Annotated in this window: 6 protein-coding genes; all 6 read left to right on the top strand. The window is 44.2% G+C overall.

The features are described from left to right. Positions 1-109: 109 nt before the first annotated feature. The 6 genes from AZI86_RS02135 to rpoC all read left to right on the top strand — a co-directional run bounded on the left by AZI86_RS02135 (position 110) and on the right by rpoC (position 12,458). Positions 110-1,657, top strand: coding sequence for a pre-toxin TG domain-containing protein (locus AZI86_RS02135; protein WP_061833454.1), 1,548 nt, complete (start codon positions 110-112; stop codon positions 1,655-1,657). After that, entirely contained in the window at positions 1,658-2,062 is a 405-nt protein-coding gene (locus AZI86_RS02130) for a hypothetical protein (protein WP_061833452.1), read from the top strand. A gap of 19 nt (positions 2,063-2,081) precedes the next feature. Further along, positions 2,082-2,963: a hypothetical protein gene (locus AZI86_RS02125; RefSeq protein ID WP_061833450.1), complete on the top strand. Its 882-nt coding sequence runs from the start codon at positions 2,082-2,084 to the stop codon at positions 2,961-2,963. A 160-nt stretch (positions 2,964-3,123) separates the two neighbouring features. Continuing rightward, positions 3,124-3,600: a GNAT family N-acetyltransferase gene (locus tag AZI86_RS02120; protein ID WP_081111754.1), complete on the top strand. Its 477-nt coding sequence runs from the start codon at positions 3,124-3,126 to the stop codon at positions 3,598-3,600. 488 nt (positions 3,601-4,088) lie between these two features. Then, positions 4,089-8,303, top strand: a complete 4,215-nt coding sequence (gene rpoB, locus AZI86_RS02115) for a DNA-directed RNA polymerase subunit beta (protein ID WP_061833445.1) — start codon at positions 4,089-4,091, stop codon at positions 8,301-8,303. A 27-nt stretch (positions 8,304-8,330) separates the two neighbouring features. Beyond that, positions 8,331-12,458, top strand: coding sequence for a DNA-directed RNA polymerase subunit beta' (gene rpoC, locus AZI86_RS02110; RefSeq protein ID WP_061833439.1), 4,128 nt, complete (start codon positions 8,331-8,333; stop codon positions 12,456-12,458). The last annotated feature ends 173 nt before the right edge of the window (positions 12,459-12,631 follow it).

Raw genomic sequence — 12,631 nt, 5'->3', positions numbered from 1 at the left:
AGGGAGTTGAACTTAACGACCACGACGGAGCCATCACCGGGCGATCAATAATAAGTTCTTGATAGGTAAACATAATCAAATATATTCTTTAATTCTTCGAAGGAAGATTATGCGATTATTTATAAAACTGGCACTGATAGTCTGCGGCCTGCTTCTCTCTCAATGTGGCACGGTGCCAAAAAATATTCCCACGTTTTCTAAAGAAGTCATTGAACCTCAAGTTCAAGAGAAAATAACTCTTTATCAGATCGACGTCGTAAAAATAAAAAAAGATATGGCTCGCTTGAAAGAAATTATCAAGCGAAAGAAAGTATTAAGTCCCCAAGATGAGGCTTTGCATAGATCATTGCTGCAGGCCTATAAACAGCTCAAATATCGCCCATTCGAAGGGCAACTATCTATTCCTCCTAAAACTGCATTAACACTGCCACTAAAGTCGTATTGTCTTGAAGGTGGAAAGGCTGCACCTCAGAGCGACGAAGTTTTTCAATGGCGTAAAAACAACGGAAAATTTCTTTATCTTAAGGAAATTTTAAAGCTTTCAGCGGAAGGTAAATACGATCAGGCGGACATCCAGCAGATCGTGTGGGGATTGCACAACCAAACTCTTTGGGAAAACTATCCTGAAGCTGAGCAGTCGATCTTGAAGAGGATAGATGTCAATGCGCCTCTGAAGCTTCCTTCAAAGATAAAATCTGAATTTAAAGATAAGATATTTGATGAGATGACCGGGAAAGTTCCTGGGGAGATTTTTAAAGCCGCTGATTTGGTGAAGGGGCGATATTACGACTATCAAGATTTCATGCAGGCGACCATGTCAGCGAAAGCTCAAGGGGCAGTACCTAAGCAAAGACTTTCGTCTGTCGAAGGCACTTCACTTTATGTATTGACGCAGTCTGAAGGTTTTGACCGGCAAGAAGTGTCTTTCTTTAACACGACAGACCAACCTCAGAGTTTGAGTTTGTACGATTATTATCAGGCTCCTTTCCGTCAAAATGTTCAAGCCATTGCGGCCTATTTTGGTTGGAATTCCGAGCGAGAGCTTCTAGCTGGTCTCGAAAAACTTTTATATGACGACATGGTTCGTGCCGGGTTTGGATTTGTACCTGGACTGAACGATCTTATAGATCTCTATGAAGCCGGAACCGGAAAAAACTTTTTTACGGACGAATACTTAACAGATCAAGAGCGTTTCATGGCAGCCATAGGAGTTTTAGCCGGAAGTGGCGAAGCCTATCGCTATGCCGATAAAGTTCTGCATGGACCGGTCTCCTATGCAGATGATGTCCAAAAAAAGTATCGGCAGATCAAAAACATGGAGAGCTATAAGACTTTAGAGAAACTGAGTAGAGACGTTGAGGAACTCAATATTTCTCATGACTGGCGAGTGAAGGTTTCAAAAGGTAGTAAAAAAGAACTTCAGGGAATCGAGTTTCTTGATCCCAACAACGACCATATAAGAGTAAGGGTCATGCCGGGGAAGCCTAACTCTGAATACCGGAACTCTCGAGATGCCTACATTAGGGTTAGTAAAGATGGAAAATATTACGATAAAAATGGGATTAAGTTAGAGGTGGAAGATACGGATGATTCTCATATCCCATTTGGAGATTTTGATATCTCTAAATTTCCTTGGATCAAGCCGGAGGTAGAATAGATGGCTTTATCCACCCGAGATCTAAGGTATTTGCGCGACTATAAAATGATTTATCCAAGAGTTTTGACCCTGTTAGAACTCTTAAGCAATAGTGAAGAAGTTCCCCAACGAAATAGAGATTATCTTTTTAGTCCTGCCGGGTATATTGAGTGCACTTTGGATTACGATGAGAACTGCGAATACCTTAAGAGCGATTTACGTAAAGGGCAATGCACCGTAGGCTGTACTGAGCTCAATGAAATATTACGACTCAATCATATGATCGACCGTCTGGACGCTATTTTAAATGTAGAGCAATTTTGGAAAAAAGATATTTCCGTTGAGCCCTATCTCATGTCGCATCCTCAATGGCTTAAAATCGAAAATCAAGCCAGAAAGACTTTAGATCTTTTACGAAAGACCTGAGGCAGGAAGGGGTAACTAAATGATCAATGCAAGTGAATTAGCCATTGCTTTGACGGACGCGCGAGTTCTTCGAGAATATGGCAATGTTATTGGCAATCTTGTCTCAGATTTAGAAGCGCTGGCAAACTATGGGCCTGATGCTAAAAGGGCTCGTGATTTTATTCTAAGTAGTTTTGGTTATGAAGATTTCTCGATGGACTTTGATACCCATGCGGACATTATCAGAAGTGATTTACGGGGAAGAAAAAAGTCGTCATCGCGATTGGCATACTGTGAAGCGAAGGAGATTTTGCGTCTTGCTCGAATAGTGAGCCAGTTAGATAAAGCGGTATTCAGTCAGGATTTAAGCGATGCTGAGTTGAAATCTTTTATTTTAGAATCAACTTTTTGGAGAAAAATTGAAAGTTACGTCCAGCAGATTTTAATATTGATGCGGGAAAATCAATCTCGAAGAGAAGAGATGATTTTTTATGCTGCAATGGAAGAAAAAAACCAAGATTGGGAACTTTATAAGATTTTGCAAAAATCTCGTTTTAAACGAGAGTACATCAATGTGTCCTCTGCGCTCTTGGATTATTTAGAAGCCTTTTCGAGGGAAGGTCCAAGTGGATCTTTAAAGCATGAGCGTGTTCTTGCTTTTGCCTACTATGATGAAGCCACATTAAAATTTTTAGAAATCTGCGGTTATTATAAGAAGAGTTTAGGAAGGCTTAGTCTGAACCAATGGAAGGCGCTCGTAAGATTAAAGCTTATGATTAAAAATTTTGATAACCCTTATGAAAATGTGATGATGCAAGCTCTAGGGCCTTTGGCCTTTCGGAGTTTTCTGTCGATGCATCCTAAGTGGCTAAAAATTGAGAACCAAGCGAGGAAAGTTTTAGCTCTTTTAAGAAAGAATTAAGAACGCAATATTCAATTCGTTGAGGTCTTCGCTCGGTCACGAATTATTTGGTGGAAAGGACCCAGATTAGACATCAGGAAAGCGCAGTAAACCTGATGTTGCGATGCGCGGAAAGGGTTACCTTTCTTTACAGATTGAGAAATGAAAAATACATTAGGTCGTGGAATATAATTACGTTAACGAAAACCTAAGACTTCGATCTTTCACCGAGGCGGATATTGGAACAGCGTTGAAATGGTATGCTGATCCTATCGTGCTATCGGGTACGATTTCTCCTAATCGCACTGAACCATGCTCGGAGCAAATGATACGAGCCATGTACAAGGACCTAAGTAATCGCGGTCAGTTTTATATTGTCGAATACTATGACACCATGTGGATCTCTATTGGGGATGTGACCCTTGCCAAAGACACAATGCCAATTGTGATTGGTAACTCCAGGTACAGAGGCAAGGGAATTGCAAAAGCCGTTGTTCTTCATCTACTGCAGCTTGCTCGGGCGTCTAAATGGGAAAAGATTACCTTAAAAGAAATTTACAGGGACAACTTAGCGTCACAGAAGCTCTACCAATCATGTGGATTCAAGAAGATATCTGAGAATGATGAAAGCTTCATCTTCGAAATCAGGCTCCAATAACACTAGTCAGTTGACGAAGAGTCGTTCGCGAAGGCTCAGAGAAATAATCAGTTATCAGGAATAGCAAAAGCCCAAACCTCTGGGCTTTTGTGCTTTAAAATGCCGAAATAAAGCTGGGGCGATGTTTTTAGAGCTAAACAACTCATCGAGTCATTTTTTTGCGTCTTGATCCATGGCCTCTCTATATCTTTTTTAGTGAGTTTTCCTGGTCAGATTTTTCCTAAAAACCAACCAATCCGATTTGGATCAAGGTCACGTCCATGCCGCACCGAGTCGCAATAAGACTTTGTCTTCGCGCCCAAAACCTCACTTCGAAAATTTTTACCTAATCACAAACCCCTTATAATCACTTGATTTTCCAAGAACTTGGAGTACTTTAGGTACCTTACCCAAAGTTTTTATTTAATGTGGGCCTTGGAAAGTTCCCCCCGAAGCGAACGTCCGACTTCAGCGCAAGTTGAAGTGCAATCATATCAGGAGAGAGTAAGTTGGAAAGAACTCCAGTTACCGCTTCGAACATTCGTGTTCGTAAGTCTTTTGCAAAGAACAAGCAAGTCATTGATATCCCAAATCTGATTGAACTACAGAAATCTTCTTACGAAGCTTTCATTCAAAAAGATATGGATCCAGATCGCCGTGGTGAGGCGGGTCTTAATGGCGTTTTCAAATCTGTATTCCCAATTACAGATTTCAACAACACTGCAAGCTTAGAGTTTGTAAGTTACACTTTGGAGCCAGCAAAGTACGACGTCGACGAATGCCGTCAACGTGGTATGACTTTCGCCGCTCCTATCAAGGTAACTCTTCGTTTGATCGTCTTTGACGTTGACGAAGAAACTGAAGCACGCAGCATCCGTGACGTAAAAGAACAAGAAGTTTATTTGGGCGAAATCCCACTTATGACTGCGAATGGTTCTTTCATCATCAACGGTACTGAGCGCGTTGTCGTATCTCAGTTGCACCGTTCTCCGGGTGTGTTCTTTGACCACGATGGTGGTAAAAACAATGCTTCTGGTAAGTTGATCTACTCTGCACGTGTGATTCCTTATCGCGGATCTTGGTTGGATGCTGAATTCGATCAAAAAGATCTTATCCACGTACGTATTGACCGTCGTCGTAAATTCCCAGTGACAATTCTTTTGAAAGCATTGGGATACAACGCGGAACAATTGCTTGAGTACTTCTACGATCTTGATGAAGTTTATGCTCGTGACGGAAAACTTTACCGTAAATTGGATATCGAAAGAATGTCAGGCCAACGTGCATTGACAGATATCGAAGATCCAAAAACAGGTGAGGCGCTGGTTAAAGCCGGTCGTCGTATCACTCGTGCGATCGTTAAAAAAATCAAAGATTTGAACATCACTGAACTTTCAGTTGAGCCTAAAGATCTTGAAGGCAAAGTCCTTGCTAAACCGTTGATTGATGAATCCACAGGTGAAATCATCGCGGACGCGAATGCTGAATTGAACACAGCGATCATCAACCGCGCTATCGAAGCCGGTATCGATCGTTTCTTCATGATCTTCTTTGACGGTTTGACGGTGGGACCTTACCTGCGCAACACATTGTTGGTAGATAAAGTTTCTAACAAAGACGAATCATTGATTGAGATCTACAAACGTCTTCGCCCAGGTGAACCACCAACACTTGAAGCGGCGACTACGTTCTTTGGTCGTCTGTTCTTTGATCCTGAAACATATGACCTCTCTGAAGTAGGTCGTATTAAAATCAATCACCGTTTCTCTATCTCTATGGACGAGTGCCCGCCTTCACACCGCACACTGACTCATAAAGATATCTTAAGCACGATCAAAACTTTGATCGATCTTAAAAACGGTCGCGGCGTGATCGACGATATCGATCATTTGGGTAATCGCCGTGTTCGTTCCGTGGGTGAGTTATTAGAAAATCAATACCGTATTGGTTTGGTTCGTATGGAACGCGCGATTCGTGAGCGTATGTCTCTACAAGACGTAGAAACAATGATGCCGCACGATCTAGTGAATGCGAAACCAGTCAATGCCGTAGTTAAAGAATTCTTCGGTTCTTCTCAATTGTCACAGTTCATGGACCAAACGAATCCATTGTCAGAGATCACGCACAAACGTCGTCTTTCGGCTCTTGGACCCGGCGGTTTGACTCGTGATCGCGCAGGTTTCGAAGTACGTGACGTACATCCGACGCATTACGGTCGTATTTGTCCGATCGAAACTCCAGAGGGACCAAACATCGGTTTGATCGCGTCTTTGGCGACTTATGCTCGTATCAACAACTACGGTTTCATTGAGACTCCGTATCGCAAAGTTGAGCAAGGTAACGTATCTAAAGACATCAACTATCTTTCAGCTCTAGAAGAAGCGGGACATCACATTGCTCCTGCGGCTCGCGATGAGGCTGGAAACAAAGCGATCCAAACTCCAACAACAATCACTCGCCGTGACGGTGAGTACGAAATCGTAGACAAAGATAAAGTAGCTTTGATGGACGTATCTCCTTCTCAGCTAGTTTCTATCGCCGCGTCTTTGATTCCATTCCTAGAGCACGATGACGCCAACCGTGCCTTGATGGGATCGAACATGCAACGTCAAGCGGTTCCATTGTTGCGTTCTCGCGCACCACTAGTAGGTACAGGTGTAGAGCGTTTAGTTGCTCGCGATTCTGGTACTTCCGTAGTTGCTCAGAACGACGGTATCGTTGAAGAAGTAGATGCATCTCGTATCGTTATCCGCCGTTTTGCCAAAGGTGGAGAGTTGGGTGCGAACGTTGATATCTACAACTTAACGAAGTACCAACGTACAAATCAAAATACATGCTTCAATCAAAAACCAATCGTAACAGTTGGTGACCGTATCTCTAAAGGTGACATCGTAGCCGATGGTCCTTCTACAGAGCTAGGTGAGTTGGCATTGGGACAAAACATCCTGGTGGCCTTCACTCCTTGGCAGGGTTACAACTTCGAGGACTCGATCTTGATTTCTGAGCGTCTTCTTAAAGATGACGTTTACACATCTATCCACATCGAAGAGTTCGAGTGCGTAGCGCGTGACACGAAATTAGGTAAAGAAGAGATCACTCGCGATATCGCCAACGTCGGTGAAGAAGCCCTTAAAGACCTTGATAGCTCGGGTATCATCCGCATCGGTGCGGAAGTTCGTCCAGGGTTTATTTTGGTAGGTAAAGTGACTCCAAAAGGTGAAACACAGTTGTCACCTGAAGAAAAACTTCTTCGCGCGATCTTCGGTGAAAAAGCGGGGGACGTTCGAGATACCTCCCTTCGTGCGCCATCGGGCGTTTACGGAACAGTTATCGACGCCCAAGTTTACTCTCGTGAGGGAGCGGACCGCGACGAGCGCTTGTCTTTAATTATCGAAGAGAAAAAGCGCAAATTAGAAAAAGACTTGGCTGTTGAGCAAAACGTTATCAAAAATAACGCGATCTCTAAGCTTCGTGACATCCTAGTTGGTAAAACAACTAACGGCGTTCTTTTGAACGAAGACGGAAGTCAGAAGTTGCTTAACAAAGGTCAAATCATCACTGAGTCGGATATCGAAACAGTTCCATTTGAATTGTTAAACTATATCCCTCTTGAGCAAGATCTTGAGTTCCAAGTGAACAAGATCATCGACAACGCTCGTAACCAATTGGATGCCGTTAAGTTGGTATTCAATGAAAAAATCGATCGTTTGCGCAAAGGTGATGAGTTGCCTCCAGGCGTAATTAAAATGGTTAAAGTTTACGTTGCGATTAAACGTAAAATGCAAGTCGGTGACAAATTCGCCGGCCGCCACGGAAATAAAGGTGTCGTTTCTAAAGTACTAGCTGCTGAAGACATGCCTTACCTTGCTGACGGAACTCCTGTCGACATGGTTCTAAATCCGCTGGGCGTTCCTTCTCGTATGAACATCGGGCAGATCCTCGAGGTGCATTTGGGTTGGGCCGCGCACAATCTTGGTAAGCAATTAGGTGCTCACCTTGATAAGTGGAATGCAGAAAACGCACGTAAAGACATGAAAGACATTTTCAATGACACAGACATCTCTGCGAAACTTGATAAAGCAGACGATGGTTCATTGAAATCAATCGTGACTAGAATGAAGAATGGTATCCACGTAGGTACGCCAGTATTCGACGGAGCTCGTGAAACAGACGTGAAGGGCTTGCTTGATAAAGCGCAAGTTCCAACTTCTGGTAAATCGGTTCTATTCGATGGTCGTACAGGCGAGCCGTTCACGAATCCAGTTACGGTCGGTATCATGTACATGTTGAAACTTCACCATCTGGTTGAAGAGAAGATCCATGCTCGTTCTATCGGACCTTATTCACTAGTTTCGCAACAACCTCTGGGCGGTAAAGCACAGTTCGGTGGTCAGCGTCTAGGGGAGATGGAAGTTTGGGCGATCGAGGCTTATGGTGCCGCGTACTCACTACAAGAATTCTTAACTGTGAAGTCCGATGACGTAGCAGGTAGAACTCGTATGTACGAAAGCATCGTGAAGGGTGAAAACATCCTTGAGCCGGGTCTTCCTGAATCGTTCAACGTTCTAGTAAAAGAGCTTCAATCTCTGGCACTAAATGTTGAATTGATGGAATCCGACATTCTACGCGATCAAGATGAAGATTTTGATGGCGACGACATGATGGAAGTTGAAGTAACGCCTGCCCCTGTTTCGTCTGGAAACGACGAACAAGGTCAGCATTAATTAATAATTTAACAACAGGGGTGTTCTTTGAGAGACTTGTTGAATTTTTTCGATAAACCAAAAGATCCACTTTCGTTTGACGCCGTACGAGTATCGTTGGCGTCACCTGAAATGATTCGTGATTGGTCATTTGGTGAAGTTAAGAAGCCAGAAACTATCAACTATCGTACATTCAAGCCTGAACGTGATGGCTTGTTCTGTGCGAAAATCTTCGGTCCTATTAAGGATTACGAGTGCTTGTGCGGTAAGTATAAACGTATGAAGTACCGTGGCGTCGTTTGTGAAAAGTGCGGCGTTGAAGTAACACAAACTAAGGTTCGCCGTGAGCGCCTTGGTCACATCGAATTGGCAACGCCAGTAGCGCACATTTGGTTCTTGCGCTCTTTGCCTTCTCGTATCGGTAACCTTTTAAATCTTTCTTTGAAAGACGTTGAAAAGGTTCTTTACTGTGAAGCGCACGTAGTTATCGATCCAATGGAAACAACTTTAGAAGAAGGTGCCATCCTTACTGAAGAAGCTTACCAAGCCGCTCTTAATGAGTTCGGTCCAAGCTTCAAAGCGGGCATGGGCGGTGAGGCCGTTCGTGAACTTCTTCGTAAAATTGATCCAGAATATCTTTCTCGTAAACTTCGCCTAGAAGCTAAAGATGTTAAATCTGAAGCAGGCATGAAGAAGATCACTAAACGTCTTAAAGTTGTTGAGGCTTTCAAAGGCTCTATCAACAAGCCTGAATGGATGATGTTAGAAGCTCTTCCAGTGTTGCCACCAGACTTGCGTCCTCTAGTTCCGCTAGATGGCGGTCGTTTCGCGACATCGGACTTGAATGATCTTTACCGTCGCGTGATCAACCGTAATAACCGTTTGAAACGTCTTCAAGAGCTTAATGCTCCAGACATCATCATCCGCAATGAAAAGCGGATGTTGCAAGAAGCAGTAGATGCTCTTTTAGATAATGGTCGTCGCGGTAAGACTTTCACCGGTCCAAACAAACGTCCTCTTCGTTCACTTTCTGATATGTTGAAAGGTAAACAAGGTCGTTTCCGTCAAAATCTACTTGGTAAACGTGTCGACTACTCTGGTCGTTCGGTGATTGTGGTTGGTCCGACCCTGAAACTTCACCAATGTGGTCTTCCTAAGAAGATGGCTTTGGAATTGTTCAAACCATTCGTTTACAACAAATTAGAAGAAAAGGGTCTTGCGACAACAATCAAACAAGCTAAGCGTTTGGTTGATCAAGAGACAGTGGAAGTATGGGATATCCTTGCTGACGTCGTTAAAGAGCATCCGGTTCTTCTGAATCGTGCGCCGACTCTTCACAGACTTGGTATCCAAGCTTTTGAACCTGTTTTGCATGAAGGTAAAGCGATCCAATTGCATCCGTTAGTTTGTACGGCGTTCAATGCCGACTTCGACGGTGACCAAATGGCCGTGCACGTTCCACTTTCAGTGGAATCACAAGTGGAAGCTCGCGTATTGATGATGTCTACAAACAACATCCTTACTCCTGCATCAGGTAAACCAATCATCAATCCATCTCAAGATATCGTCTTGGGTCTATACTGGTTGACTCGTATTCGTCCGGGCGCAAAAGGAGCTGGCAAAGCTTTCTCGACCGTTCAAGAGGCGCAATACGCTTACGAAACTGGTTTGGTTGATTTGCAAGCGGCTTGTAAAGTTCGTATCAACGGAAAAGTTCAAGAAACTTCTGTAGGACGTTCTATTCTTTCGGACATCGTTCCTAAAGAAGTTCCGTTCAGCGAAGTGAACGTTCCGATGAATAAAAAACAAATCGCAGCTTTGATCGATAAGACGTTCCGTCTTGCGGGTGCAAAAGCGACTTGCTTGTTAGCAGATAAAATCATGGAACTTGGCTTCAAATATTCTACCGCTGCGGGTATGTCGATCGGTATCGACGACATGGTGATCCCAGCTGCCAAAGCGACGATGATTAAAGATGCGGAAGCTCAAGTGACTGAGATCCAGCAACAGTACGATGAAGGTTTGATCACTGATGGTGAGCGCTACAATAAAGTCGTGGATATCTGGGCCCAAACGGGTGACAAGATCGCGAAAGAAGGTATGAACGCCATCGAAAAACAAACTTTCGTGGTGGATGGTAAAGAAATCGTCGGACCTTCATTCAATCCTATCTTCATTATGGCTGACTCCGGAGCCCGTGGTTCCGCGGCTCAGATCCGTCAGTTGGGTGGTATGCGTGGTCTGATGGCGAAACCATCAGGTGAGATCATCGAAACACCGATCACGGCAAACTTCCGTGAAGGTTTAACGGTTATCCAGTACTTCATTTCAACGCATGGTGCGCGTAAAGGTCTTGCCGATACCGCTCTTAAAACAGCCAACTCGGGTTATTTGACTCGTCGTCTTGTTGACGTGGCTCAAGACGTTGTTGTTTCTGAAGTAGATTGCGGTACGACAGACGGTTTGGAAATCACTCCAGTTTATGAAGCTGGTGAGATCATCCAAAACATCGGCGATCGTATCTTGGGTCGTACAGCATTGAAGGATGTTGTGAACCCTGCAAACAACCAAGTGATGGTTCGTGCAAACCAAGAGATCACTGAAACTGATGTTAAGCGTATCGAAGAAGCGGGTATTGACCGCGTTGAGATCCGTTCCGCTTTAGTGTGTGAATCTGATCGTGGTGTGTGCGTTCGTTGTTACGGACGTGACTTGTCTCGCGGCGCTACCGTTAATTTGGGTGAAACAGTAGGTATCATTGCGGCACAATCTATCGGTGAGCCGGGTACTCAGTTGACGATGCGTACGTTCCACTTAGGTGGTGCGGCTTCTCGTTCAGTTGAACAATCCGTTCATACAACTCGTTATGACGGTACTATCAAACTTGAAAACGTTCATGCAGTCACAAACCGCAATGGTAAATTAACAGTGATGAATCGTAACGGTTCTGCACTTGTTATCGACGAAACAGGTCGTGAGCGTGAAAACTTCAAGCTTGTTTACGGTGCTGTACTTAATTTCAAAGAAGGTGACAAAGTCGCTAAAGGACAAACTGTTGCTGAGTGGGATCCATATTCGAATCCGATCATTGCAGAGGTTTCTGCGAAGATCCAATTCCATGATATCGAAGAAGGTTCAACAATGCAGGAGCAAGTCGATGCGGTAACAGGCTTTGCTACTAAAGTTATCATGGAGTCTAAATCTTCTGATATCAAACCAACAGTGTTCCTGGTGGACGGTGCTGGTAAGACATTGAATCTTCCTGGTCGTGATATCCCAGCTCGTTACTTGATCCCAGTGGGGGCTCAATTGCTAGTGACGGATCAACAGGAAGTTCATGCCGGTGACGTGATCGCGAAAATGCATCGTGAGACTTCGAAAACGAAGGATATCACGGGCGGTCTTCCGCGCGTTGCTGAATTGTTCGAAGCTCGTAAACCGAAAGAAGCAGCTATCATCTCTGAGATTGATGGTTATGTGACATTCGGTAAAGACGTGAAGGGTAAACAACGCGTGATCGTAACGCCTGAAGTGGGTGAGCAAAAAGAATATCTTATCCCTAAAGGTAAACACGTTGCGGTTCGCGAAGGTGAGTACGTAAGAGCCGGTGAGGCGTTGATGGACGGTCCAACAAATCCTCATGACATTCTGGCGGTTCTAGGTGCGAAAGCCCTTTCAGCATATCTTGTTGACGAAATCCAAGAAGTTTACCGACTTCAAGGGGTTGTCATCAATGATAAGCACATCGAGGTGATCGTTCGCCAAATGCTACGTAAAGTAGAAATCAGAGACGCTGGTGACAGCCGTTTCTTGGCGGGTGAGCAAGCAGAACGTTACGCGTTCCTTGAAGAAAACGAACGTATTAACCGCGAAGGTGGACAGCCAGCAACGGCGACTCCGCTTCTTCTAGGTATTACCAAGGTTTCTTTAAGCACAGACAGCTGGATTTCAGCAGCCTCTTTCCAAGAGACTACAAAAGTCTTGACGGAAGCGGCGATCAACTCTCGTACGGATCATTTGCGTGGTCTGAAAGAGAACATCATCATGGGTCGTTTGATCCCTGCTGGTACCGGTCTGACTTCTTACAAACGTTGGAAGGTGTCTGTGGCTGAAGATGACGATACTTCATTCGTGGCGTTGCCAGGAATGGGTGCATCGGCACAGCCTCAAGGGTAGTTTTCATGAAAAGCCCTGGAATTTCCAGGGCTTAGATAAAACGGCCGGAAACCTCATCTCACAGCGGTTTTCAGGCCATTAAAAATTAATAACTAAGTCTTGACCCGGGCGCTTTGTGAATGTAATTTCCAGCGTCCTAAGAAAAGACGGATTTGTATAAATTGTTTAAGGGG

Source organism: Bdellovibrio bacteriovorus, assembly GCF_001592735.1.
Taxonomy (GTDB): domain Bacteria; phylum Bdellovibrionota; class Bdellovibrionia; order Bdellovibrionales; family Bdellovibrionaceae; genus Bdellovibrio; species Bdellovibrio bacteriovorus_D.
This window is presented reverse-complemented; position numbering and strand designations above follow the sequence as displayed.

Coding starts and splice junctions, on each gene's coding strand:
- AZI86_RS02135 (WP_061833454.1), top strand. CDS start 110: ATGCGATTATTTATAAAACTGGCACTGATAGTCTGCGGCCTGCTTCTC.
- AZI86_RS02130 (WP_061833452.1), top strand. CDS start 1,658: ATGGCTTTATCCACCCGAGATCTAAGGTATTTGCGCGACTATAAAATG.
- AZI86_RS02125 (WP_061833450.1), top strand. CDS start 2,082: ATGATCAATGCAAGTGAATTAGCCATTGCTTTGACGGACGCGCGAGTT.